The organism is Lysinibacillus sphaericus (genome assembly GCF_001629735.1).
GTDB classification, from domain to species: domain Bacteria; phylum Bacillota; class Bacilli; order Bacillales_A; family Planococcaceae; genus Lysinibacillus; species Lysinibacillus pinottii.
The window spans coordinates 484,802-509,206 of the sequence record NZ_CP015224.1 but is presented as its reverse complement, the minus strand read 5'-3'; the positions used below and the strand labels follow the sequence as shown (position 1 = coordinate 509,206).

At 37.7% G+C, this 24,405-nt stretch carries 26 protein-coding genes and 1 riboswitch; of the genes, 14 read left to right on the top strand and 12 right to left on the bottom strand.

Features of this window, described 5'->3' with window-relative positions; all coding sequences use genetic code 11:
* The first annotated feature begins 62 nt into the window (after positions 1–62).
* The 5 genes from A2J09_RS02420 (at position 63) to A2J09_RS24040 (ending at position 4,109) form a co-directional block, all read left to right on the top strand.
* Positions 63–791 carry an ABC transporter ATP-binding protein gene (locus tag A2J09_RS02420; protein WP_012293461.1) on the top strand — a complete coding sequence of 243 codons (729 nt, stop codon included), beginning with the start codon at positions 63–65 and terminating at the stop codon, positions 789–791.
* Positions 788–1,807: an ABC transporter permease gene (locus tag A2J09_RS02415; protein ID WP_012293460.1), complete on the top strand. Its 1,020-nt coding sequence runs from the start codon at positions 788–790 to the stop codon at positions 1,805–1,807. Before A2J09_RS02420 ends, A2J09_RS02415 begins: the two co-directional genes overlap by 4 nt.
* Positions 1,808–1,966: 159 nt before the next feature.
* Positions 1,967–2,839 carry an ABC transporter ATP-binding protein gene (locus tag A2J09_RS02410; protein ID WP_012293459.1) on the top strand — a complete coding sequence of 291 codons (873 nt, stop codon included), beginning with the start codon at positions 1,967–1,969 and terminating at the stop codon, positions 2,837–2,839.
* Between the two features lie 18 nt (positions 2,840–2,857).
* Entirely contained in the window at positions 2,858–3,559 is a 702-nt protein-coding gene (locus A2J09_RS02405; RefSeq protein WP_012293458.1) for a hypothetical protein, read from the top strand.
* 46 nt (positions 3,560–3,605) lie between these two features.
* Positions 3,606–4,109, top strand: a complete 504-nt coding sequence (locus A2J09_RS24040; protein ID WP_012293457.1) for a response regulator — start codon at positions 3,606–3,608, stop codon at positions 4,107–4,109.
* Between the two features lie 111 nt (positions 4,110–4,220).
* Here the strand turns inward: A2J09_RS24040 and A2J09_RS02395 are convergent, their stop codons facing one another.
* Both A2J09_RS02395 and A2J09_RS02390 read right to left on the bottom strand, forming a co-directional pair.
* Entirely contained in the window at positions 4,221–4,988 is a 768-nt protein-coding gene (locus A2J09_RS02395) for a DUF4184 family protein (RefSeq protein ID WP_012293456.1), read from the bottom strand.
* A gap of 305 nt (positions 4,989–5,293) precedes the next feature.
* A complete protein-coding gene (locus tag A2J09_RS02390; protein ID WP_012293455.1) occupies positions 5,294–5,737 on the bottom strand; it encodes a 2-thiouracil desulfurase family protein in 444 nt (147 codons plus the stop codon).
* Between the two features lie 200 nt (positions 5,738–5,937).
* Between A2J09_RS02390 and A2J09_RS02385 the strand changes: the two genes are divergently transcribed.
* Entirely contained in the window at positions 5,938–6,420 is a 483-nt protein-coding gene (locus A2J09_RS02385) for an NUDIX hydrolase (protein ID WP_012293454.1), read from the top strand.
* A 45-nt stretch (positions 6,421–6,465) separates the two neighbouring features.
* On the opposite strand, the gene A2J09_RS02380 is transcribed toward A2J09_RS02385, so the two are convergent.
* The 3 genes from A2J09_RS02380 to A2J09_RS02370 all read right to left on the bottom strand — a co-directional run bounded on the left by A2J09_RS02380 (position 6,466) and on the right by A2J09_RS02370 (position 9,105).
* Positions 6,466–6,981, bottom strand: a complete 516-nt coding sequence (locus tag A2J09_RS02380; RefSeq protein WP_012293453.1) for a DUF6886 family protein — start codon at positions 6,979–6,981, stop codon at positions 6,466–6,468.
* Positions 6,982–6,993: 12 nt separating this feature from the next.
* The gene (locus tag A2J09_RS02375) at positions 6,994–7,734 is read right to left on the bottom strand and encodes a class I SAM-dependent methyltransferase (protein ID WP_012293452.1); all 741 of its coding nucleotides are present in this window, start codon (positions 7,732–7,734) and stop codon (positions 6,994–6,996) included.
* Between the two features lie 186 nt (positions 7,735–7,920).
* Positions 7,921–9,105 (bottom strand): YbfB/YjiJ family MFS transporter, encoded by a 1,185-nt coding sequence (locus A2J09_RS02370; RefSeq protein WP_012293451.1) that lies wholly within the window; start codon positions 9,103–9,105, stop codon positions 7,921–7,923.
* Between the two features lie 113 nt (positions 9,106–9,218).
* On the opposite strand from A2J09_RS02370, the gene A2J09_RS02365 reads away from it, so the two are divergent.
* From A2J09_RS02365 to solA, 4 genes are all read left to right on the top strand, one after another.
* On the top strand, positions 9,219–10,109 hold the full coding sequence (locus tag A2J09_RS02365) for a LysR family transcriptional regulator (RefSeq protein WP_012293450.1): 891 nt from the start codon (positions 9,219–9,221) through the stop codon (positions 10,107–10,109).
* A 201-nt stretch (positions 10,110–10,310) separates the two neighbouring features.
* Positions 10,311–11,678, top strand: a complete 1,368-nt coding sequence (gene guaD, locus A2J09_RS02360) for a guanine deaminase (protein ID WP_012293449.1) — start codon at positions 10,311–10,313, stop codon at positions 11,676–11,678.
* A 53-nt stretch (positions 11,679–11,731) separates the two neighbouring features.
* Positions 11,732–13,084 (top strand): uracil-xanthine permease family protein, encoded by a 1,353-nt coding sequence (locus A2J09_RS02355; protein WP_031419142.1) that lies wholly within the window; start codon positions 11,732–11,734, stop codon positions 13,082–13,084.
* Between the two features lie 126 nt (positions 13,085–13,210).
* Positions 13,211–14,329: an N-methyl-L-tryptophan oxidase gene (gene solA, locus A2J09_RS02350; protein WP_036161030.1), complete on the top strand. Its 1,119-nt coding sequence runs from the start codon at positions 13,211–13,213 to the stop codon at positions 14,327–14,329.
* Between the two features lie 223 nt (positions 14,330–14,552).
* Here the strand turns inward: solA and A2J09_RS02345 are convergent, their stop codons facing one another.
* The 4 genes from A2J09_RS02345 to A2J09_RS02330 are packed head-to-tail and all read right to left on the bottom strand — an operon-like array spanning position 14,553 to position 18,076.
* Positions 14,553–15,116 carry a 5' nucleotidase, NT5C type gene (locus A2J09_RS02345; RefSeq protein ID WP_012293447.1) on the bottom strand — a complete coding sequence of 188 codons (564 nt, stop codon included), beginning with the start codon at positions 15,114–15,116 and terminating at the stop codon, positions 14,553–14,555.
* 18 nt (positions 15,117–15,134) lie between these two features.
* A complete protein-coding gene (locus tag A2J09_RS02340; protein ID WP_012293446.1) occupies positions 15,135–16,220 on the bottom strand; it encodes an FAD-dependent monooxygenase in 1,086 nt (361 codons plus the stop codon).
* Positions 16,217–17,329 (bottom strand): bifunctional diaminohydroxyphosphoribosylaminopyrimidine deaminase/5-amino-6-(5-phosphoribosylamino)uracil reductase RibD, encoded by a 1,113-nt coding sequence (gene ribD, locus A2J09_RS02335; protein ID WP_031419136.1) that lies wholly within the window; start codon positions 17,327–17,329, stop codon positions 16,217–16,219. The genes A2J09_RS02340 and ribD overlap by 4 nt, the downstream gene beginning before the upstream one ends.
* Positions 17,330–17,344: 15 nt before the next feature.
* Positions 17,345–18,076, bottom strand: a complete 732-nt coding sequence (locus A2J09_RS02330) for a GTP cyclohydrolase II (protein WP_012293444.1) — start codon at positions 18,074–18,076, stop codon at positions 17,345–17,347.
* Positions 18,077–18,346: 270 nt separating this feature from the next.
* On the opposite strand from A2J09_RS02330, the gene A2J09_RS02325 reads away from it, so the two are divergent.
* From A2J09_RS02325 to A2J09_RS02310, 4 genes are all read left to right on the top strand, one after another.
* Positions 18,347–18,982 (top strand): GntR family transcriptional regulator, encoded by a 636-nt coding sequence (locus tag A2J09_RS02325; RefSeq protein WP_031419135.1) that lies wholly within the window; start codon positions 18,347–18,349, stop codon positions 18,980–18,982.
* A gap of 158 nt (positions 18,983–19,140) precedes the next feature.
* Positions 19,141–20,340, top strand: a complete 1,200-nt coding sequence (locus A2J09_RS02320) for a quaternary amine ABC transporter ATP-binding protein (RefSeq protein WP_012293442.1) — start codon at positions 19,141–19,143, stop codon at positions 20,338–20,340.
* Positions 20,333–21,187, top strand: coding sequence for an ABC transporter permease (locus A2J09_RS02315; RefSeq protein ID WP_008174570.1), 855 nt, complete (start codon positions 20,333–20,335; stop codon positions 21,185–21,187). The genes A2J09_RS02320 and A2J09_RS02315 overlap by 8 nt, the downstream gene beginning before the upstream one ends.
* A gap of 68 nt (positions 21,188–21,255) precedes the next feature.
* Positions 21,256–22,134 carry a glycine betaine ABC transporter substrate-binding protein gene (locus A2J09_RS02310; protein ID WP_012293441.1) on the top strand — a complete coding sequence of 293 codons (879 nt, stop codon included), beginning with the start codon at positions 21,256–21,258 and terminating at the stop codon, positions 22,132–22,134.
* A gap of 55 nt (positions 22,135–22,189) precedes the next feature.
* Here A2J09_RS02310 and A2J09_RS02305 read toward each other — a convergent pair whose 3' ends face one another.
* From A2J09_RS02305 to A2J09_RS02295, 3 genes are all read right to left on the bottom strand, one after another.
* Entirely contained in the window at positions 22,190–22,504 is a 315-nt protein-coding gene (locus A2J09_RS02305) for a DMT family transporter (protein ID WP_012293440.1), read from the bottom strand.
* Positions 22,504–22,845, bottom strand: coding sequence for a DMT family transporter (locus A2J09_RS02300; RefSeq protein WP_031419133.1), 342 nt, complete (start codon positions 22,843–22,845; stop codon positions 22,504–22,506). Before A2J09_RS02300 ends, A2J09_RS02305 begins: the two co-directional genes overlap by 1 nt.
* A 125-nt stretch (positions 22,846–22,970) precedes the next feature.
* Positions 22,971–23,067, bottom strand: a riboswitch (guanidine-I (ykkC/yxkD leader).
* Positions 23,068–23,098: 31 nt separating this feature from the next.
* Positions 23,099–24,247 (bottom strand): PstS family phosphate ABC transporter substrate-binding protein, encoded by a 1,149-nt coding sequence (locus A2J09_RS02295; RefSeq protein ID WP_036161026.1) that lies wholly within the window; start codon positions 24,245–24,247, stop codon positions 23,099–23,101.
* Positions 24,248–24,405 lie beyond the last annotated feature (158 nt).

Genomic DNA, 24,405 nt, shown 5'->3' with positions numbered 1-24,405 from the left:
CACATGCTACCTTAAAATTTTTATCAAATCAACATTGTGTTCAGTGAAGGAGTGAATTTTATATGGTAAACCATGCCATCTCCATCAATGCCCTTGAAAAAAGTTTTCAATATAAGCAGGTCATTGCCCCCCTTTCTTTAAATATCCCTAAGGGGCAATTAATGGGATTGCTTGGTCCATCAGGCTGTGGAAAAACAACGTTAATTAAAATGATAATGGGTATGCTAAAACCTGATAACGGCGCTATTGAAGTATTAGATTTGGTTGTACCTCATCAACAATTATTGAAAGATATCGGCTATATGGCACAATCAGATGCTCTTTATACAGATTTAACGGGGGAGGAAAATTTACATTTCTTCGCTAAGCTCTATCCCTTATCCAAAGCAGAACGAATGGAGCGTGTAGCCTATGCTGCCAATCTTGTCCGTCTAACCGATGATTTACAGCTTAAGGTGGAGAATTATTCTGGCGGAATGAAACGAAGATTATCCTTAGCAATTGCCCTTATTCAAGATCCTAAGCTATTGATTTTAGATGAACCAACAGTAGGTATTGATCCTGTCCTCAAAAAAGAAATTTGGCAAGAGCTCATTCGTTTAAAAGAACAAAAACATAAAACCATTTTAGTAACGACCCATGCAATGGATGAGGCAGAAAGATGTGATCAATTAGCTATGCTGAGAAATGGTCGGATTATTGCCCAGGGTACACCTCAGGCATTAAAGGAACATTACCAAGCAAAAGATTTTGACGAAGTATTTTTATTGGCTGGAGGGGACGGACTATGAGAATTGCTGCAATGGTAACAAGAATCATCCAACAAATGAAACGAGATAAACGGACACTTGCATTATTGTTCTTAGCTCCACTGCTTGTACTGTCATTAATGTACTTTATTTTTAATAGTAACGAAGCTACGATCACATTAGTTGTCTCCGATGCCCCCACGCCAATCATAGAGAAACTAAAAAATGCGGATTTTTTTATTATTGAAGATAATAATTTTACAAAAAAACAACTTCAGGATAATGAGTATGATGGATGGCTAGCAATAGAGCCAAATAGTAGTAAATTAACTTTATTAAATGCTGATCCTTCCCAGTCAAAGGCTTTAACCATGCAGCTTGCACAAATTTTACAGCCATCTCAAGCCTCAACAATGGGAAGCTTGAAAACAGACTATGTGTATGGTGATGAGGATACTGCCATTTTTGATATTTTTAGTCCCATGCTCATTGGTTTCTTTATCTTTTTCTTTGTTTTTTTAATTACTGGCATTGCCCTGTTAAAGGAGCGCACCTCTGGAACTTTGGAACGTTTACTCGCAACACCCATTAAGCGTTCCGAAATTGTAGCAGGTTATATGATTGGCTATGGTCTATTTGCCTTTCTACAAACGATTATTATCGTGTTGTTTGGCATATATGTACTTGATATTGTCCATGTAGGCTCAAGCTGGCTTGTTTTACTTATTAATATGGTAGTCGCTCTTGTATCCTTATCATTAGGTGCGCTATTATCGAGCTTTGCCGCTTCTGAATTTCAAATGATGCAATTTATACCATTAATTATTGTTCCACAAGTATTCTTTTCGGGCATTTTCCCACTTGAGAGTATGGCTGAATGGCTTCAAAACATCGGCCGAATCATGCCACTTTACTATGCAGCAGACGCATTGAATGGCGTTATGTATAAAGGTTATACTTTCCCTGATATTATCCTGAATCTCAGCATACTTGCTTGTTTCGCTATTGTTTTTATTACGTTAAATATTATCAGTTTAAAAAAATATCGTTCGTTATAATGAAATATTAAAGTTCTGCTTTATTAGTAGAACTTTTTTATTGCGAGTAAATTAATAGCTAAATACAGGAAAATTATCCAATTTTATTGGAGTGAAAGACCAAATTTCTTTATAATAATTTTATAATCATAATTATCCAAAGAATAAAGGTGAGTGAAGATGGCTACTATTTTGGAAATACAAAACGTTTGTAAACAATACAATGGGAAAACAATTTTAGATCATGCATCGTTTTCGATTGCGGCCAATGAAATTATTGCGCTTGTCGGAAAAAACGGTTCTGGAAAAAGCACTTTACTCAAAATTATTGCGGCGTTTATTAAACCAGACAGCGGTAAAATTGTGGCGCATAAAACCTCTCTAAAAGTCGGTTATGTCCCAGAAGTCACCCCTTCAAATATTTTATTTACACCACAAGAATATCTTTATCATATGGGCCGGATTCGAGGTATGCCAAAAAGGCATCTTTTGCAAAAGATAGAAGAATTGCTTGATATGTTTCAATTAAAAGAGTCGCAAAATACAAGGATCGTCCACTTCTCTAAAGGAATGAGGCAAAAGGTAATGATCATGCAAGCCATGCTAGAAGAAACAGATTTATTAATAATGGATGAGCCATTGTCAGGGCTAGACGCCAAAGCACAAAATGATTTCGAACAAATATTGGCTACAGTAAGAGATAAAGGACTAAGCATCATCCTAACTTGCCATGAAACAAAATTACTCGAAAACCTTGTCGATTCAGTTTTGCTTATTCAAAAAAATCAAATTATTCATGCAAAGGAATTGACTAGCTATCCTGTGAATCGACTACTATTTGACATTGCAAGTTTAGCATTACTAGATGAAATTTTACCTTTGATGGATATCCAACAAAAACGACCTTTAGCGAATGGGCATTTCGAAATAGTAGCAATTGTACAGACAAAGGATTCAGATCAAATATTGCTAAAGCTACTACAAAAAAATGCCTCTATTAAATATTTAACTAATGTACATCACAAAAAAGAACAATTTTCTTCTCATTTTTAATAGGAGGTATTGAAAAGGATGAGCAGTTTATTGCGCTATCAATTGATCAATTATTTAAGAACCTATCAATACGTACCACCTTTTACTATTTTTATCCTATGTCTTGTCGTTAACTATACCTTTGTTCCTAATCCTATATTAGATAGCTATTCATTTACATCACTTATTCTATTCTTTTTAATGGGCTGGTTTACTGTTACGTTATTTCATGCAGAGGATGAGGGACAAAAGATGATTACTACTCTTCATGCCAAAAGTCCAACACATTACAATATGGGAGTTTTCATTATTTGTGGTTTAATTGCTTTTAGCTTAAGCTGCGTTTCTGTCTTCTATCCGATTCTAATTGATGCGTTTTTCGAAACACCCAAACCATTACATATAGTATTAGGTTTCTTGTCACACTTTAGTTTATCGATTCTTGCTATTGCACTCACTGCCTTGTTCACAAGAGAACTTGTAAAAAATAAGCAAAATACTTGGTGGGGTGTCATAAGTATCCTAATTATTTCTGTCGTTATCGCTACTTTAAAAAATAATATACAAGCTAGTCTCCTGTGGCTACTACCACCTGTTCATTTTTCACTAGAAATAATGAGTGTAGGTGATCAACTTGAAGTAGTCCCTAACGTATTTTACTGGCACTATGCTTGGATAATCATTTACGCGTCCCTTATCATTACTTTATTTTTCTTCCTCGTTAACCGAAGAAGAAAATGATTCTCACTTTTTATGAAGGAGAGATAGTTTCATAAAGAACATCAATATGCTAATTGTGGAGGACGAAAATGATATTGCCAATATTATAAAGGATTACTTAAGCGTTCATCAGTTCCATTCACATATTGTAAGAGCTGCCCATGAAGCTATCCTTTATTTGCAAGAGTCCGCTCCAGATTTCGTAATCCTTGATCTTTCTCTACCCGATTGTGATGGGATCGACATATGCCGTAAAATCCGTGAACATAGTAATGTGGCGATACTCAGTTTGAGTGCTAGAAGGAGTGTTACCGATAAAGTATTGGGGCTAGGATTCAGTGCGGATGATTATATGACTAAACCATTTTCACTAAGTGAGCTAGTGGCAATTACCAATGCCCTAAAGCATACCTCCACTGGAGATACTATAACTATTACTACTTATATCGAGTATCAAACACTCTATATTCAGGGGTGTTTCCGGAAGAAATGCCCTTTATTTTCGAACGTTATTTTAGAGGTCGCCAGCCCGAAAGAGAGCCCGCTATTAAAAACGAAGGAGCGGGGCTAGGGGCTATCTATTTGTCTATTATGAAGGAACACCATGGTTCCATTTCATAGCAAGCACAGGGAAGGTACTACCTTTATTCTCACACTCCCTATCTCGTAAAAGACTCCCATTTTAGGTAGTCTTTTTATCGTTCATCGTACTTTTCCGATATGCTAAACAGAATGAAAGGGTAAGTACGCTACCAAAAAATGAATCGATGATACGGACAACCCATACTCCATAGCTGCTTAAAGGAATGCCATTGATTAACTGCCAAAGACTTACATAAACAAACGTTAATAGTGCTAGTACACTCCAAAAAGCAATTTTTTTCTGAGGAGATACGGCCGACACTTTTTTATGTTTAATCAAAGATGCCCTGTAATACATATATCCCAAAATAAGCGAAATGCCTAACAATGTACTTCCATGTTGTAAAAATTTATATATGGGAATTGGAAAGCCAAATAAAGTAAATGTTTGAGAAAGAAAACGAAGATTGGTCACCATAAGCCCATTTTGATGTGTAAATGAATCCCATATGACATGGGTTAGCATACCTAGTAATGCTGAATAACTAAAAACAATGATTTTCCAAGTTTTAGTCCCTGCCTTTTGATAGCTATTAAAATCCTGTAAAAATTCTGGTAAATGGCTCATGATTGGCTGATGGATAAACCGTTGATAAATCAAGTAGATTACTAGAACGAGTGGAAGATTGAATAAAAAGAACCCTGTAAATGTATGACCAATCTCCCCTATTGGCCGTCCCCTTAAAAAGTATTCGAAATCTGGAGCCATACTACCTAATACCAAGGCAGAAAAATGAATATATTTACTTTTCCGAGAAAAAGGTAGGACCGCCGCTGGATGAGCAAATGTTAATGGCAAAACTTCCATCTCCTTTTATGACATCTTTCAGATTATTACAACGTTTTTTAGTTGAAAAGGTTACTCCGACTGTATGAATTTATTAATAATTTCATAAGGACCTACTAATCATTACATATAACACTAATGAAAATATATTAAAAGGAGGATTACTATGGAAAAAGAAGTATTGATACGAGCCCCAAATGTATGTAAAACCTATTCAACTGGTAGCGAGCAATGCCATGCCATTAAAAATATGAATATTGATATTTATGCTTGGCCCCTACTCATTAGGGGCTCCTTTTATCGATTTCTGGAGGAACCATACTTCACTAAATATTTTCTTCCGATAGCACGACAATATTATTTCTTCGAAGTAAGGCAGTGGTTACGCCTTCCCCAACTATTTTAGTCCCGTTAAACTCGCCATTATAAATCGCTGCACTACCGCAGGATGGGCTATTTTCCTTTAAGACGACCTGAGTCGCCCCCACCTCTAGCGCTTTCTGTAAGGTCGCATACGCTCCCTTCAGATACAGCTCTGTGACATCACGGCCAGACCTTTCAATAACGGTAGCTTTGCCATCAAGAACATCTTCTCCATTTCCGCCCACAATTTCAGCAGGCTCACGAGGTGTTGAAAATCCTCCCATCAGCTCTGGACAAACGGTGACAGCCTTTTTCTCTAACACTAGCTTTTGTACACTATCATCTAGACAGTTCGTACCGTTATAACGAACATTTAATCCTGCTAAACAAGCACTTATTAAAATCACTGCCTCCCTCTCCCTCCATGATGATCGTCTGTATGAATAACATCATTTTAACATGCGTTCCTGGAAAATGACTAAGTGACCTAGCATTTTCTCTGATACAATACTTATCAAAGCTGTTCTAAAATAGGGATTAACCATCTATTTAACTTTCTAAGAAATTGATAGGGAATGTTAAAATAAAGAAGAAGGAGTAGATTTTCGTGGAATTTACGATTTGTTTTCTAAAAAAAGGGGAGCACATCCTATTACTTAATAGAGATTATCCAACTTGGATGGGCGCATGGAATGGTGTAGGTGGTAAAATTGAACAAAATGAAACACCTTTAGCTGGTGCCCTACGAGAAATTAAAGAAGAGACAGGTATTACGGTTGAGGATATTACATATAAAGGTAAAATAACATGGACCGATGGGGTCATTGATTATGGCTGTATGTATGCGTTTATAGCAGAGATTCCTGATTCATTTACATATATTACACCGATAAAGGTTGCAGAGGGCATTCTTGATTGGAAGGAGCTTTCTTGGATTTTCCACCCTGAAAATGTAGGCATTGCGGATTTAAAGTATTATTTGCCTACAATGCTTAATGAACCAACAAACTACGAATACATCTTTACTTATCAAGACAAAAAATTAGTCAATATCTCTTCAACACCCATTGAACAAACATCTAAAATATAATAAATAAGCCTCGTCATTGTAAAAAGTACATGACGAGGCTTGTTCTTATGGTCTTGTCTGGGCTAATCGCATTCGACACATTGACCAACATAACGTTGTATGCTGTATTTCATCATGGATATCCCATAGACTATCTACTGCTCTCAATTCGACATTACGTTCTAGCAATTCACTACATATATCCTCGATTTCAAATAACGCAATAGGAATTTGAGCTGTTTCGCTAACCAAATAGCCAGCATTTTCATCTTGTAACGTAAACCCTTTTCTCTCAAATTCATATAGGTACAGTCTTGTATTTTTCAATACCTCTAACCACTTGCTTTCAATCACTACTACATGAGGAGCTATTGCGAGATAATGCTGTCTGTCCTGCTCTGTAGTTTGACTCCCAGCATGAAAACAAACACGCGGACAATCTCTGGGAGTTAAATAATTAGGCAAGCATCTCTCGTTAATTGCCCATACAAGACCTTTGCTTGCATCTAAATCTAGTCGCTCAGGTATACGAGGATGGAAAATCGTTATCGTAGGGTCTTCGCTAACATGAAATAATCTCACGGACTCTGCTCCTTATTTTTTCAACTTAAATACAATAAAATCAGCACAATGCAAATCTTCCTCAAATTGAGGATACTTCTCTAGCATCTCTTGTGACGGTCTAGGCTCTACAATTTTTTCTATATGAAAGCCAGCTTCCGTAATCGCTTCCACATAGCTTGTTAATGTGCGATGAAACAATACAATAGGTGGGTCAGCAGCTAGTTGTTGATATACGCCTTCATAAAAGTAACGTTGTACCTTCCAATACTGTTGCTCCAGCTGCTCATGTCTAATCCATCCACTATTTGGTGTAACAAAGCATGGATGCAATATTGAAAAAATAAAAGTACTATTCGGCTTTAAAAGGCGATACATCTCACGTATTGTAGCACGATAATCCTCTAAATCTTGAAGAACCATATTCGAAACGATACGATCAAATTGGTTGTCTGCTAAGAAGGCTAAATTTTCACAATTACCATGAAAAAATTGGACCGGCAACTGCTGCGGTGTTCTTTCCATAGCAATGTCTAGCATTTTTTGTGAAAAATCAACAGCCGTTACGATAGCCCCTTTTTTCACTAGTATTCTACTTAAATATCCTTCGCCACACCCCGCATCTAATATATGCTTTCCATCCACCTCTTCCAGTAAAGAAAAGATAGTAGGGTTTAATAGTACTTCGTGATGAATATCACCATACTCATAATAATTAGCCGTATACCTTTCCGCATATTGATTCCAACGTTCAATGGCTTGCTCTGTATTCATGAAAATACCTCATTTCAATGTTAAATCGTAACGTTACGTCCCTTGTGCACTTGTCTATTTTTTCATATAAAGAAAAAAAATTATAGACTTTTATTTAATTTTTTAATATCATGTAGATAGAGGCACGCCTTCTTTAAGTAAATGACTAAAGCCAGAAATCCATATAGGATTTCTGGCTTTTATGCTTTATATAGAAATGGTATGTTCAGCAACTGTTTCCTTTTTAATGGTTAGCCATCTTCCCACTAACATCACTAGTAACGCCAAAAAGACGATGATACCCGCAAAGACTAGTGCAGCCTTATAGCTATTATAAATATCGACCAACTGTCCGGCGACAATCGGTCCAATTATTTGTCCAAACGCATAAAACGTTGTTAGTAATGATACAACAAATCCACTCTGTGTAGGAAAAAGTTGTCGTGCATAGGATGTAGTCAGTGTCACAATACCTACAAAGGTTAGACCGAATAAAAATGATGCTAGCAATACACTCCATACGGTTTGTGAAAATACAGGTAACAAGATGCCTATTACTTGAAGTATGTATGCCACAAACAAAATTTTTATCGCTGAAAACTTCTCTAATAAGATCGTCCACACAGGTGCTGATGGGATGGCGGCTAATCCTACAACAACCCAGCTATACGAGGAGTATGCTTGGAGAGAAGGAATATTGTGAATAATATCAACTAAAAATGTACCCGTGATAATATACCCAAGTCCCTCAAGTCCATAGGACAGGATAAGCCATGGCATAAAGCCCTTTGTCATTTTCGTATTCGAAGATTTTGCTCCTTTTAAAGTATCCTGAACCTCTAAACCTCTCCATAAAATGGTAGTAATCAGTAAAAAAACAATTGATAGTATGCCTAGTCCTACCCATGTTCCTTGCCATGCAAGTCTCTCTTCAATAAGAGGAACGCATATACCTGAAATGGCAATCCCTAGCCCTATACCACTAAATACATAGCCCGACCATCGGGATAGTGAGTGTTTCGCCAAATAATCCATGACAATACTAGACGTTAGAACAAAAATGAGTCCACCTGTAATACCAGCGATTAATCGAAGAATTAACCATATACTATACACCTCAATCAAGCCCATTAATCCAACTGATAGGACATTAAAAATAACACTTGCCATTAAAATTTGTTTACGCTGACGATGAATAAAGCCCGCCCATAGTGCCCCAATGAAATAGCCAATATAATTACTTGAAGCTAAAAACCCAGCAACTTCTAAAGAAAATCCTACATCCTGTCGCATAAACGGTAGGATCGGCGTAAAAGCAAATCGACTAATCCCCATAGCGATGACGAGTAATAAAATTCCTCCGAAAACAATCCCCATATGTTGGCGATTCATAGTGTCCCCCCTTTTCCCCTATTGTAATTAAAAGGATACCGAGCAAAAATTAATAAATCTAATATATAATGTATATAAAAGCATAAAAATAATTTATAAAAGGTGTGTCTATCATGAATCTACATGCACTGCGGTTATTTACAAAGGTAGCCGAACTCAATAGTGTTTCCAAAGCTGCGCAGGCCCTTATGATTAGTCAGCCCGCTGTAACCATTCAAATTCGAAATTTAGAAAAAGAACTAGGTTTAACATTGCTAGAATCAAAAGGTAGAGGTATTACATTAACTCAAAGCGGCACCTTTTTATATAAGCAAGCACAGCGCTTATTTGATTTAGAAATAGATATCGAAAATAAAGTACAACAGTTAAAAAATACAGGCCATGAGGAATTACAAATTGCTTCCACACATGTACCCTCTCATTTTTTATTACCTAAATTATTGGCTCATTTTAAACAAGTCTACCCAACTACCCATATTCATTTAAAAACAGCTAATTCACAGCAAGTAATAGAAGAGTTACTCCATTATAAAGCAGATTTAGCCTTTATTGTTAAAGAAGATGGTCATCACCCTGATATTCATTATCAATTTCTGATGAATCTAGATTATTGGTTTATTGTGCCATACAATCATTCATTAGCTGGGCAAACGGTTTCTCTTTCAGAACTCATGCAACAGCCCTTTGTCACAAGAGAAGACGGTAGTTCCACAAAGGAATACTTAAATGCATTATGTAAAGTATATAAGATTCCCCCACCTAAAGTAGGACTACAGCTAGATGGAATCAATGAGTCGATTCATGCTATTGCAGCTGGTTTTGGGACGATGCTAGCTCCATCTATTGCTGCATCCAGCTTTATCCAACAGGAACAAATAGCACGAGTGTTTATTAAAGAGATTGACATTCAGCGTCCGATTTATCTTTGTACACGAAAAAATGAACAACACCATTCAGCTTCTTTTAATCACTTTCTTCATATCATTAATGAAACGATTTCTTAAAGAAAAAGCACTCTAGCATCAAAAAAGAGTGCCTTTTTTTGTATCCTTCAGCGTCCGTAAAAGCTATAAAAATGTAGGCTAAGACTTGATCTCTCTTCTTACCACCCCATATTATTATTCGTTTTTTTTATAGACTTAATAGTTTAAATAGCCTATAATAATCCGTGTTATTATCAATAAACGAACATTAAGGTGGTTTTTATGGCTGAATATACGCAAATTTTTAAAGGAACGGCTTTTACTAGTACATCTGCTACTGAAGTTCAGATTTTAAAAGATTATTTATTTTTCATTAATGCAGATGGCATGATTGAAAAAACAGTCTCTCCTGAACATGCTGATTACCAACAACTATTAACTACATACCAACACCATAAACATTTTCATCAATTAGATGAAGGTCAATATTTCTTACCAGGATTTGTCGACTTGCATGTACATGCACCACAATGGGCGCAATCTGGTACAGCTTTAGACATACCACTTTATGATTGGCTGAACACATATACATTCCCTATCGAATCAAAATTTTCGGATTTAGCATTTGCCCAAGAGGTCTACGAAGATTTAGTGAGCACACTCCTTGCTAACGGCACAACAACATCCTTATATTTCGCGACAGTTCATAAAGAGGCTAGTATTCTTTTAGCAAAAATTTGTGCTGAAAAGGGGCAACGAGGATTAGTCGGAAAAGTGGTGATGGATGACCCTGAACAAAATCCTCATTTTTACCGAGATGCTACTACACAAACAGCGCTTGCTGATACAGAAGCATTCATTTTAGCTGTTAAAGATTTAGCAAAGACAACTAAGCAAGGTGTATACCCAGTTGTCACTCCTCGCTTCATTCCAAGCTGTACCGACAATGCTTTAAAGGGCTTAGGGGAATTAGCAGCAAAATACAATACACATATCCAATCTCACTGTAGCGAAAGCGACTGGGAACATGGCTACGTCAAGGAAAGATTCCATAAAAATGATGCTGAGGCTCTCCATGATTTTGGTTTATTAGGCGAAAAATCTGTTATGGCCCATTGTAATTTCCTAAGCGATGATGATGCACGTTTATTTGCTGAGACAGGCACAGCTATCGGTCATTGCCCGATTTCTAATGCCTATTTTGCAAATAGCGTTATTCCTATTGCCCGCTTCCATGCACTTGGTGTTGATATTGGATTAGGTTCAGATATATCAGGTGGATTTTCCCCTAGCCTTTTCGATAATGCAAGACAGGCAGTCATGTCATCGAGAATGCTTGAAGATGGTGTAGATACAGCAATTGTAGCCAACAAACGTGGTGTTCCAAATTCACGTATTACGATTAATGAAGCCTTTTATCTAGCGACAGCTGGTGGCGGGGAAAGCTTAAGTCTTCCAATTGGCCGTTTACAGGAAAATTATACATGGGATGTACAAATCATTGATACAAAGATCCATTCTGCAAAGCTTCCAATTTTCGATAGCCAAGAAGCATTACACGATATTTTCCAAAAAATAATGTATCTTGTTCGTCCAGAGAATATTCGTGAGGTTTGGGTCCAAGGAAATAAAGTTCATTCAAGGGACTAATGATTTACTAACTGTCTATATTAAAAATTTATTCATATGAGGTGCACATCTTCGTGGAAACGCAACATAGCCAACTAACTAATACAACGAAAAAAACAACACAATTAACCGTACTTCCAGATGAAAAAGTCTCGATTGGTCAATCAGCGCTACTAGGTTTACAGCATGTCATGGCAATGGATGTTTACGTTGTCCCATTTTTAATCGCCATGTTAATTGGCTTACAAACTGGTCAAGCCAGTGCATTAATCCAATCAACCTTTATTGCTGCTGGACTTGCAACTATTATACAAACACATTTCTGTATGAAATTACCGATGGCACAAGGTCCTTCCTATGTTCCGTTAGGAGCCATCGTTGGTATTTATGCAGCAAGTGGCAGTGGTGATTTAGGTTGGAGCACAATATTAGGTGCAAGCTTAATTGGGGCCATTTTAGTGATTATTTTAGGTTACACAGGTATCTTCAATAAAATTGTACAGACATTTATTCCGCCCATTGTAGGGGGAACAATTATTTTTGTTGTTGGTTTATCCTTAATGCCTGTCGGTTTAAGCGATAATATTTTTAATGGGGCAGGTGCATCCATTGAACAAAATATTTATTTAGCGTTAATTTCAGCAGTTGTCCTAATCATTTGTGTAATGTTTGGTACAGTCTTCCATCAAAAGGGTCGCCTATTCCGTATTGGCTCCGTTATTATTGCTTTAATAGTCGGTAGTGTTGCTGCAAATATGATGGGAGTTTTAGATTTATCAGCTGTATCACAAGCAAAATGGTTTAGTATGCCACAAATTCCATTCGCGGATTTCAGCTTTAGCTTTAATATTTCCGCCATTATTACAATGGTCATTATCTATATTGTCTTAATGGCGGAAACAACTGGCACATGGTTTGCCATTAGTAATGTCATCGACAAACCTTTAACGGATAAGCAAATTAATCGCGGTGTTGTTGGTGAAGGGATTGGCTGTTTTATTGCTTCTTTACTAGGTTCTACACCTGTAACTGGTTACTCTACAAATGCAGGGGTTATCTCCATTACAGGAATTGCTAGTCGTCGCGTATTTATTGCTGCGGGTATTTGGTTTATAGTTTTTGGTTTCTCTGGTAAATTAGCCGCACTCATTTCAGCGATTCCCTCGGCTGTCATTGGAGGAGTGTTTGTCATTGTATGCGGCATCATTGCTATTAGTGGTCTGCAGGTAATGAAAAATGAACCTATTGGCGAAAAGGAAATGTATGTGATTGCTATTCCAGTCATTTTAACGTTAGCGTTGACATTATTGCCAGATGATTTCTTGTATTCATTACCTACAACTGTTCAATATTTATTGGGCTCACCAATTGCCACAGCTGCAATTGTAGCCATTGTCCTCAATAAACTATTACCACGCTCAAAATAATCAACCAATTCATGCACAACCCTCTTTTTACATTGGAAGCGGGGGTTGTGCATATTTAATTTTTCAAAAATTTCTGTTTCATTTTCTAACAATCTGTTATACTTGAGCAAAAAAGTAGGGATTATTATGGTATATGATGTCATTATAGTTGGAGCAGGCTCTATGGGGATGGCGGCAGGTTATTATTTAGCAAAGTCTGGGAAAAGTGTTTTAATGCTGGATGCTTTTGATCCCCCTCATGAGGAAGGGAGCCATCATGGAGAGACAAGAATTATTCGATTTGCCTATGGTGAGGGAGCTAGCTATGTACCTTTCGTTAAACGAGCTGGGGAGCTATGGCAGGAGCTCGAATCTTTAGCAGATGAGAACTTATTTTTACAAACTGGGGTAGTAAATATCGGAGAGCCAACTTGCAGCTTTATTCAAAACGTAAAAGCCAGCGCTACCCTTCATGAATTAGCACTCGAACACTATTCAGCAGCTGAAGCCATGAACAAGTGGCCTGGATTATCTTTACCAGCCAATTTGGTAGCATGCTTTGAGCCGACAGCTGGGGTCCTTCGAGTTGAAGCATGTATTAGAGCCTATAAAAAGCTAGCCTTGCAAGCTGGGGCACGCTTACAGATAAAAGAAAAAGTTGTTGGCATCCAAGCGGGAGAAATTGTGCAAGTTCAAACGGCCAATCAAGTCTATGAGGCAAAGCATTTAATTGTCACTGCTGGGGCATGGGCAACTGAGCTACTTCAAACGCTGGACATCGCCCTTCCTGTTACACCAACGCGAAAAACCTTTGCATGGTTTGAAGCGGATGAACAGCTTTATAGTAATGAGGTCTTTCCAGCCTATTGCTTTGAATTCGCTGATTCCTCTTACTATGGCTTCCCAAGCATTGATGGTGCAGGACTAAAGCTAGGTCGACATGATGGCGGCGAAGAAATAAATCCAAATAAACCTCTTCATCCATTCGATGACCATGATCGTGCAGATTTACAACATTTCATTCAGCAATTTATGCCTCAGCATGGAGCATTAAAATACGGGAAAACGTGCAAATATTCCATGACGCCAGACGAAGATTTCATCATCGATTTCTTACCTACTCATCCAAATATGATAATTGCGGCAGGTTTTTCAGGTCATGGCTTTAAATTTAGCAGTGCCGTTGGAGAAGCTCTCGCAGAATTAACATTACATGGTAAATGCAAGCAGGATTTAACACGCTTCCAGCTTAATCGATTTTATTAGTTTTGAATACATGTAGAAAACAATCAATAGCCGGCATTAAATGGATGCTTCATCATAAAAGCAGAGTGGAACGTAAGGCGGCAATTCCAATTGTGGAAATAAGCGACGTTACTTTATTTCATTCTTTATCAATTTAATATTTTATTTTTATTAACCTAAAAAGAACCCCAAACATGTAACTTTATCAATCACTATAATTTGGGGTTCAACCATATTAAAAATCTTACGCTTCAATCAGTGCTAAAAAATCCTGCCAATGATGCAATCTTGGTAACTCAACATGCTGATTATAAGATTGATTTTTTAAAATTACTTTTGTTTGTATATTGTGAAGTGTCTCCAGTACTGCTGGTTTATCATCTACATAAACATCTAAAGCAAGCTCTTTTATAATCGCTACCTTCTCGGCATCTTGCATCCCACAGAAAAAATGGCCCTCTTTTATCGGAAACCCCTGTGCTTCCATCCATTCTTTTGTTTGCTTACAAAATTGCTTCGGCCGAGAGGTAATGTAGTAAATATCATGACCATGATAAGCTAAAGCTTGCAGCATTTTTAATGACCCTTCAAAAGAAGGACAGTTCGTAAAATAAATCTCTTCTAATGAACTACTCCACATCGCTGCGCCCTCTGCATCTGATAAACCAAAAGGCTCATGAATTTCTACTCTTTTTAGCGTATGAAAAATATCAATCGGAATATTTTTCCCCATTTTTTTATTGTAAATGGCAAAGGCATGTGCCCGTAAATCTATCAGTGTATCATCAATGTCAAAACCAAATTTCATTAGATGTGTTACATCCTTTCATGATGCTCTATTTAGAAAATGAGCAGAAAAAGTTTGTTCTCTCTCTATTTGTACTGCTAAAACATCCTCAATAGCTTGCTCTCGCATATGCTGAAAATCTTGAACATTAAAATGAGCTAATGAATCTTTATTTAATAGAGATGCCAAACAATCCGCATCTTTTAGCGCACTGTTCAAGCCAAATGCTCCTGTTGGTGTCATCGTATGAACCGCATCGCCTAAAAGCACAAGACCCTTCGTGCCCCAACAGTTACAATGACAGCTGAAAACATCTAACAGCACAAAATCTTTCCAAGACCGAATGTCCTCCTTTACAGGCTCAGATAATGCAGGGAATTGCATCGTAAGCTGTTGGATAAAAGGTGTAAATGATTGTTTTCGAAGCTGTGGATAGCTCCCTTGTTCAATATTCCATCCAATTTGAATAAAGCCACCAACTTGCGTGAACAATGATAATTGCTTATCTCCAATTAATGCCATTTTAATAGAAGGCTCCCAGCCTGAAGGTGCAGGAATTTTAGCCCATAGCAAGTCAAAGCCATGTTTTTGTTTTTGAACATCAATATGTGCCGCCTTACGAATCGTTGAATAGCGTCCATCAGCACCAATTATTAATTGGCTATCGACCTTTATGGTTGTTCCATCTTTTATGGCGATTACGCCTTTATAATAACCCGACGCGTCCTGGATAAGCTCCGTTACCTTCGTATGTAGCAGACAAGTAAAATGAGAAAATAGCAGCGCTTTTTCTAAAATCCCCTTTAATAAATTAGCTTGAGGAACATGAATTCCTAGATGACCTACTATGTCATTAGGAAAAATGGTTTTAAAGGCCTTACCATCTGCGTAATATTCTAGCTTTTCCATGCGTAATAAGCCAAGCGACTCGACTGCTTCGAAAAGTTGATGACTTTTTAAAACAGCCTCGCCTTCTTCATTTAAATGTTCACCACGAAAAGACTTTCCAAGATCCGCATTTTGTTCTAGTAGGATGACAGATAGCCCTTTTTTGACCAGTAAATAAGATAAAAGTGCACCTGCTGGTCCAGCCCCTACTATACAAACATCCGCTTCATAGTTCAATTTTCTTCACCTTGCTTTGGATAAGCAATAATACATAAATCCTCGCCTATCTTATCAAATGAGGCAAATTCAACCTGCCATGCCTCATTCATTAAGGAGGGATTAGAGCCCGCAAAAGGGGTTAATGATAAATTCCCTCCTAGAACCTTTGGCGCTATATAAATCACATATTTGTCAATGGCACCTTGCTGTAAAAATGAAGCATTCACTTTACTACCACCCTCTAGCAAAATATCTGTAATGCCATGCTCATAAAGTCTTGCAAGCATTTCATCAATATTTAGCCCACGTTCGTCCTTCTCTATCGGTAAAACTGTGAGACCTTTATTTATCAATAAATCGATCTTTTCTTGGCTAACATCATTGCTGCAAACAAGAATTGTTGGGGCTTCTTCCGTATTCAACACATTCGCATCTAGTGGTGTACGTAATAGACTATCCATAATGATACGTGTTGGATTTTTTCCGTAGCCCTCGCTTAATCTTGTTGTTAATGATGGATTGTCAGCGATAACTGTACCAACACCAACTAGAATACCATCTACCTCATGGCGAATACGGTGGACGTCCTCACGTGCAGCCTTACCTGTTACCCATTTAGAATGACCTGTATGCGTAGCAATTTTCCCATCTACAGTCATCGCAAATTTTGAAATAATAAACGGTCTTTTAGTGAGCATGTTATGGATAAAGCGTTCATTTAAACGACGTGCTTGTTGCTCCAAAACACCTACCTCCACTGTTATACCTGCATCACGCAACAATTGAATGCCACGACCTGCTACAGTAGGATTAGGGTCTTGCATCGCAACCACAACTCGACTAACGCCAGAATCCTTCACTAGATTCGCACAAGGAGGCGTTTTACCAAAATGTGAACAAGGTTCAAGCGTAACGTATAGTGTAGCATTCTGTGCATGTTCTCCAGCCATACGAAAAGCATGAACTTCTGCATGTGGTTCGCCTGCTTTTCTGTGTAAACCAGTGCCTACAATAATGTCATTTTTGACAATTACCGCCCCGACAAGTGGATTAGGGTTTGTATTACCTTTTGCACTAGCTGCTAGGTCTAGAGCTAGTTGCATGTATTTTTCGTCTTTAGTAGTCATGGTCGCCACCTCCACTTATTGTTTTTCTCGTAAATGTCCAGATTTTTCAACCTTCGTTTCCAAATAAAAACGATTCGTTTCCGTTAAGCCACCCCATAAAGGAACATGCCCTTCTGCCGCCAAGCCACGAGCCTGTAAAGCAGCCAATTTTTTAGGATTATTTGTAATAAGTGTCACAGGTTTTGCGCGTAGTGTTGCTAATACCGCAAGTGCTTCTTCATATGAACGAGTATCGTCAGGGAAGCCAAGTGCATGGTTTGCTTCTACTGTATCTAGCCCTTCTTCTTGTAATAAATAAGCGAGTGATTTCGAGAATAATCCAATGCCTCGCCCTTCATGATCGGCTAAATAAAAAATAGCTCCACAGCCGTGCTCTACAATCATTTTCATAGATTCATGCAATTGATAGCCACAATCACAGCGCTGACTGCCAAATATGTCACCAGTGTGACAAATACTATGCATGCGGATTAAAGCATCCTCTGAATGGGTAAAATCACCATATACAAGAACTGATGATTGCTGTAAGAAAGCCAAATTGGCTGTAGCTAAGCTATCAATGATTTCTTCTTTTGATACATTCACATCTACTGTAAGCCAGTTATACCACTGAAAAGTAGCAGAAAAGTCACCTTGTTGAACGGGCAAATTGACAGGACCAACTAGGCAAATATTTTCTGTATTCGTGTGCTTTATAACTGTCATTTTATCTTTCACTATGTCCATAATTTTAGTAGTAATTGTCATATTAATCTCCAACCTTCTATAGGAAACAGTTGGTTAAACCACCAACTGAGCACATGTATTTTCACACCACTTACATAACGTAACTTAGTTTATAATAATAACTGAAAAGTGTCAAACAACGGCTACTATCCTATTATTTTTAATAGTAGATACAAAAATTTTAGCATTACTTTTTCATCATATACTACTAGCTTATGGAGATGCTATTTTTTCTGTGCAGGCTAGTCTATAATAAGCTGTGGTACCTGTAATGACGAAAGGAAGTTTAAAATGAACTTAGAAAAAACTGTTCAACTAAAGCAGCCAAAATATCAACAAATTGCTATCGACCTTGCCTCCAAGATCGTCGAAAGAAAATACCGCATCGGCGATAAAATATATGCTAGATCATCTCTTGCAAGTCAATATAATGTGTCTGCTGAGACTGCTAGAAGAGCAATCGCTGTTTTACAAGACTTAGAAATTGTAGAGGCAACGAAAGGTAGCGGTGTCATCATTAAGTCGTATGAAAAAGCAGCTCATTTTGTCCGACAGTTTCATGACGTTCAATCGATTCATGAAATACAAAGTGAGCTTCTGACAAGTATTCAAAAGCAACAGCATGAATTAATAAATTTACAAGACAAAGCAAAGCAGCTAATTAGTCGTACGGAGCATTTCCGTTCAGTAAATCCATTTATCCCTTATCAATTAGAAATGACTGCGGAAAGTCCATGCATTCATCAAACTGTACAAGCCTTAAATTTTTGGCAAAATACATCAAGTACCATCGTCGGTATTCGTCGTGGTAATGAATTATTACTATCACCTGGCCCTTATGTATCATTCGAAGAAGGCGACATTATTTATTTTGTGGGAAATGACGAAAGCTTCGCTAGAGTACAAGGCTTTTTATATCCCAATTAAAAACCGTTTAGGCGCTGATATCACAGCGTTTAAGCGGTTTTTTTCTTATTGGTCGGTTTGACAAAAGTAACAACCCTTTGTTACAGTAAGGTTGTTACTTGTTTATTTTTGGGTATCACTATCCTCATATAGTAATAATCTACGAAAGGAGTGCTTCTATGGAAAAATTAAAAGTAGAACACGTATCGAAAGTGTTTGGCAAACATATTCCCCAAGCACTAGAACTCGTCAAGCAACAAAAAAGTAAGACTGATATCTTAAAAGAAACAGGTGCAACTGTTGGTGTATACGATGCCAGCTTTACAGTAAACGAGGGAGAAATCTTCGTTATCATGGGATTATCAGGAAGCGGTAAATCTACATTAATACGGCTCTTAAACCGCCTTATTGAACCAACGAGCGGAAATATATATATCGATGGAGAAAATATTTCTAAAATGGGTAAAGAAAGTTTACGGACTGTAAGAAGAAATAAAATGAGTATGGTTTTCCAAAACTTCGGTTTATTCCCCCATCGTACATTACTTCAAAACACCGAATATGGCCTTGAAATCCGAGGCATTTCAAAGGAAGAACGCCAAGCAAAAGCAGAGCAGGCTCTTGAAAATGCTGGATTACTCGCTTACAAAGATCAGTATCCAAGTCAATTATCAGGTGGTATGCAGCAACGTGTTGGATTAGCGCGTGCTCTTGCCAATGATCCTGAAATTTTATTAATGGATGAAGCTTTTTCAGCATTAGATCCATTGATTCGAAAAGAAATGCAAGATGAGCTACTTGATCTACAACAAAAGGTCAAAAAAACAATTTTATTTATCACGCATGATTTGAATGAAGCATTACGCATTGGGGATCGCATCGCTATTATGAAGGATGGCTCTATCATTCAGATTGGTACGGGAGAAGAAATATTAACCAACCCAGCAAATGATTATGTCAAAACATTCGTGGAAGATGTGGACCGTTCTAAAGTATTGACGGCTGAAAATGTCATGGTGCGACCAGTGTATGTCAACGTAGATTTAGATGGCCCTAAAGTAGCGCTAAAACGCATGCGACAAGAAGCGGTTAGTTTACTAATGGCGGTCGACAAAAACCGACATTTACAAGGCTTTATTACAGCAGACGACGCATTAGCTTCAGCAAAGAAGCAAGAGCAAACCGTTCACTCCATTGTGCAATCAGAAGTGTTAACAGTTCCACCAGATATGCTATTACAGGATATATTAGGGATGATTTATAATTCACCTACTCCTATTGCCGTTGTAAAAGATGGTCGCTTGCTTGGTGTGCTGATTAGAGGCGTTGTCATCCAAGCACTTTCAACGAGTGATGAGGAGGCGGATGTACATGAATAATTTTTTAGATAATATTCCAACAATACCACTAGCTCCATGGGTAGAATCAGCTATGGACTGGTTGACGAGTAATTTTTCAGCGTTCTTTAACTCGATTCAGCAATTTGGAAAACTACTCATGAATCAGGTCACTGATTTGTTAAATAGTATCCCAGCCATTATTTTAATATTACTTGTCGTTGTTTTTGCCTTTTATGCAACTGGTAAAAAATTCGGACTTGCCTCATTTTCATTAATAGGCTTGTTGTTTATCTATAATCAAGGTCTTTGGACAAATCTGATGGAAACAACCACGCTCGTTATCTTTTCAAGTATTATTTCCATCATCATTGGTATTCCACTTGGGATTCTAATGTCGAAGTCTACAATCGCTGAAAGTATTATTAAACCAATACTCGATTTCATGCAAACAATGCCTGGCTTTGTCTACCTCATCCCAGCCGTTGCCTTTTTCGGCATCGGAATTGTACCTGGTGTCTTCGCATCAGTTATCTTTGCTTTACCTCCAACGGTACGTATGACAAACCTTGGTATTCGTCAGGTACCTAAAGAATTAGTGGAAGCCGCAGACTCTTACGGTAGTACAGCTAGTCAAAAACTATTTAAAGTAGAAATCCCACTTGCTAAATCAACGATTATGGCAGGTATTAACCAAACTGTCATGCTGTCCCTTTCTATGGTAGTCATCGCCTCGATGATTGGTGCTCCAGGTTTAGGACGTGAGGTCTTAACAGCCCTTCAACGTACACAGGTTGGGAATGGTTTCGTTGCAGGTTTAGGTTTAGTTATTTTTGCCATTATTATTGACCGTTTAACACAAAGCTTTAATAAAAAGAAAGCCTTATAAAATTAGTTTATTTTCTTGCCAAGAAGGCAGTTTAATAGATATAAATGATGGACAGAAAGGGAGATTAGATGAAACTGAAAACATTATCGAAATTAGGAATGGCCTTAGGTTTAGGCTTCATGCTCGCTGCATGTAGCGGAGAAGACTCTGGTTCTGGAAAAAATAGTGATTCTAAGGAGGTAAACTTAGCCTATGTAGAGTGGGATACTGAAATCGCCTCCACAAATGTAGTGGGGCAAGTCCTTGAAGATTTAGGCTATGATGTGACATTAACTCCTTTGGATAATGCCATTATGTGGGAAGCAGTTTCTAAAGGCGAGGCAGACGGCATGGTCGCTGCATGGTTACCACATACACATGAATCACAGTATGAAAAATATAAAGATAAATTAGATGAGCTTGGCGAAAACCTTGCTGGCGCCAAAATCGGCTTAGTTGTACCAAGCTATATGAAAGCAAACTCTATTGAAGATTTAACAGATGAAGCTGATCGAACAATTACTGGTATTGAGCCTGGAGCTGGTATAACAGCAGCAACAGAAAAAGCATTAAATGAATATGATAATTTAGCAGATTGGAATTTTGTTACTTCTTCGTCTGGTGCAATGACTACTTCTTTAGCTAAGGCTTTGAAAGATAAGGAAGAAATTATTGTTACGGGTTGGTCACCACACTGGAAATTTGCTAAATATGATCTTAAATATTTAGAAGATCCAAAAGGTGTTTACGGTGGCGAAGAAACAATCAATACTTTTGTTCGTAAAGGGTTAAAAGAGGATTTACCAGAAGTGTATTCAGTGTTAGACAACTTTCACTGGACAGCTGAAGATTTAGAAAGCGTTATGCTAGAGGTTATGGATGGTAAAGATCCAAAAGACGCTGCTAAGGAATGGATTGAAGCAAATCCAGAAAAAGTAGCTGAATGGACAAAAGATGTAAAAAAATAATGTAAACAAATGCACTTCCTTTGTTTCAACGGGAAGTGCATTTGTTATGCTTCTTTTATGACAAAATTTTCAACATGACGGCTGCTCCTAAAACAAGCACTATACAAACAATTCTTCTCCAATCCTTTGATTCATTAAAGAAGAACATTCCTAGCAAGGCTCCTCCAGCCGCACCAATTCCTGTCCAAATTGCATAAGCAGTACCCATCGGTAAGGTTTCCATAGCATACGCAAGTCCTGCAAAGCTTAATGTAAATGCAAATATTAATAATCCTAAGTTTTTTTTATTCTTTTCGTTATTATATTTACTAATCATATAGACACCCATCATCTCACATAGGCCTGCCATTATTAATGCCATCCATGCCATTATTCAGTCACCTCTTTTTCCTTCGGCTCTCCTGTCACAAGCTTTAAGCCTACAACCCCTGCCAATAAAACAACAATACATAGTATTTTTGCTAGCTTCCACGGCTCTCCAAACAGTAAACTATCCGCGCATACTGTGCCGGCTGTCCCCAAACCTACAAAAATCGCATATACCGTACCAACTGGTAAGTGCTCTCCCGCTTTAATTAGTAAATAAAAACTAACATAGATTGCAATTACAGTGCCTATCCATTCCCACACACCCGAAGCATGCTTTAAACCAATGACCCAGCCTACTTCAAAGCAAGCAGCGATAATGACACTTACCCAATGCTTATTCATAAAAAATCCCTCCATCTTATCAGACACGACGAATCACTTGTTGATGACTATCCTTCCTCAGCTTTCGCCAAAACACCTGATTTTAGCCAAACAAAAAAGCCCAGAAGAAACTGTCCTTCAACAGTATCTCCCAGGCTTTTATCCTTCCGTGTCACAAAATCAATTTGTGGTTTTCTCTCGGACCAGACTAGCATCTGCTACGGAACCCTAGAAAACTTTACAATATTTTATTAACCTTAGTATAGCAAACTATTTAATACTTTTCCACTGGAACATAACCGACTTTGGCTACTAATGCTTGACCCTCATCGGTAAGTATCCAATCGATTAGCTTTTGAACATTTTCATTCTCCCCCCCAGCAGTGACCGCATAAAACTCAGAGACTAAAGGATAGGTCCCATTTCGAATGTTCTCTTTAGTTGGGGCTATACCATCAATGGATAGTAATTTGATTTTTTTATTACGAACCATCTCTGTCGAATAGTATCTAAACGTAAAGCCCATCGCATTTTTATAATTTCGATATTGAGATACTTCATGGATAATTCCACCCATTCCTGAGGCAATATTTTCAGAGGGTGCCTCCATAATTGGCTTATTATCCATTAAATTTTCTAATGCTGTTTGGCTTCCGCTATCCGCTGGACGTTGGAAAGCACGGATGGCTTCATCCTCACCGCCAACATCACGCCAGTTGGTAATTTCACCAGCATATATTTTCTTCACCTGATCCAATGTTACATTATCCACATTGTTTTTATGATGGACGAAAAAAACAAATGCCTCTCGCCCAATCGGTGTCATATTAAACGTAAGTTCTTCTTTTTCTGCTTGCCATTCTTGCTTAATAGATGGTGCTGCCACAAAAATTAAATCCACATTTCCCGCTATTAAATTTTGATAGGCTTCTGGTGTACGGTTAACTTGGACCCTACTCTTATATGGCTGATAGTCTCCCTTAGGATAAGTAGCCTCAACAAAGGCTGCATATAAAGGATACATAGCTGTGGCTCCATCTAATCGTGGTAATGACCCTGTCAATTGTAATGAGACTTTTTCGTCAGGCTTTACCACTTGATTGTCCTGCGTAAATGGTTGATAAGCAGATATATCAATTTCTGCATCAACAGTAGGAATACTCAGCTTATAATAATGTTGAATAGGAGGAATTAAAGCAAATATTATTGTCACACCCAATGCACCCATTACCCATCTCTTTTTCTTTTTTGTATTCATCCAATTAAATATTCCACAAACAAACAATACAAATACACAAACTGGAACCGTATAAACTAGTTGCAGAAAGTGCATATGACCACTCAATATGACAATAAGTACTACCATTAATGTCACTACTGATAAACCAATCATAACGCTCACAATTTGTAAGAATTTAATCAAGCCGCAACCCTCCAGTGTAATTTTACACTTTCAAATTAATCGTACTAAATAAAGCAGATATTCGCAACATTATATTCTGAAAATTATGTTAAAATTAAATTTATCTTGATTCGACATCTGCTTGAAACAAGATAGAGCTTTTGGTGGATCCAACATTT

Bases quoted from the DNA above. Each gene is read 5' to 3' on its own strand.
- A2J09_RS02370 (WP_012293451.1), bottom strand. From the start codon at position 9,105: ATGAATCGCCAACATATGGGGATTGTTTTCGGAGGAATTTTATTACTC.
- A2J09_RS02330 (WP_012293444.1), bottom strand. From the start codon at position 18,076: ATGACAATTACTACTAAAATTATGGACATAGTGAAAGATAAAATGACA.
- A2J09_RS24040 (WP_012293457.1), top strand. From the start codon at position 3,606: ATGCTAATTGTGGAGGACGAAAATGATATTGCCAATATTATAAAGGAT.
- A2J09_RS02315 (WP_008174570.1), top strand. From the start codon at position 20,333: ATGAATAATTTTTTAGATAATATTCCAACAATACCACTAGCTCCATGG.
- A2J09_RS02420 (WP_012293461.1), top strand. From the start codon at position 63: ATGGTAAACCATGCCATCTCCATCAATGCCCTTGAAAAAAGTTTTCAA.
- A2J09_RS02395 (WP_012293456.1), bottom strand. From the start codon at position 4,988: ATGGAAGTTTTGCCATTAACATTTGCTCATCCAGCGGCGGTCCTACCT.
- A2J09_RS02365 (WP_012293450.1), top strand. From the start codon at position 9,219: ATGAATCTACATGCACTGCGGTTATTTACAAAGGTAGCCGAACTCAAT.
- A2J09_RS02325 (WP_031419135.1), top strand. From the start codon at position 18,347: ATGAACTTAGAAAAAACTGTTCAACTAAAGCAGCCAAAATATCAACAA.
- A2J09_RS02375 (WP_012293452.1), bottom strand. From the start codon at position 7,734: ATGAATACAGAGCAAGCCATTGAACGTTGGAATCAATATGCGGAAAGG.
- A2J09_RS02305 (WP_012293440.1), bottom strand. From the start codon at position 22,504: ATGGCATGGATGGCATTAATAATGGCAGGCCTATGTGAGATGATGGGT.
- A2J09_RS02345 (WP_012293447.1), bottom strand. From the start codon at position 15,116: ATGAAATTTGGTTTTGACATTGATGATACACTGATAGATTTACGGGCA.
- A2J09_RS02320 (WP_012293442.1), top strand. From the start codon at position 19,141: ATGGAAAAATTAAAAGTAGAACACGTATCGAAAGTGTTTGGCAAACAT.
- ribD (WP_031419136.1), bottom strand. From the start codon at position 17,329: ATGACTACTAAAGACGAAAAATACATGCAACTAGCTCTAGACCTAGCA.
- solA (WP_036161030.1), top strand. From the start codon at position 13,211: ATGGTATATGATGTCATTATAGTTGGAGCAGGCTCTATGGGGATGGCG.
- A2J09_RS02300 (WP_031419133.1), bottom strand. From the start codon at position 22,845: ATGAATAAGCATTGGGTAAGTGTCATTATCGCTGCTTGCTTTGAAGTA.
- A2J09_RS02405 (WP_012293458.1), top strand. From the start codon at position 2,858: ATGAGCAGTTTATTGCGCTATCAATTGATCAATTATTTAAGAACCTAT.
- guaD (WP_012293449.1), top strand. From the start codon at position 10,311: ATGGCTGAATATACGCAAATTTTTAAAGGAACGGCTTTTACTAGTACA.
- A2J09_RS02415 (WP_012293460.1), top strand. From the start codon at position 788: ATGAGAATTGCTGCAATGGTAACAAGAATCATCCAACAAATGAAACGA.
- A2J09_RS02310 (WP_012293441.1), top strand. From the start codon at position 21,256: ATGAAACTGAAAACATTATCGAAATTAGGAATGGCCTTAGGTTTAGGC.
- A2J09_RS02410 (WP_012293459.1), top strand. From the start codon at position 1,967: ATGGCTACTATTTTGGAAATACAAAACGTTTGTAAACAATACAATGGG.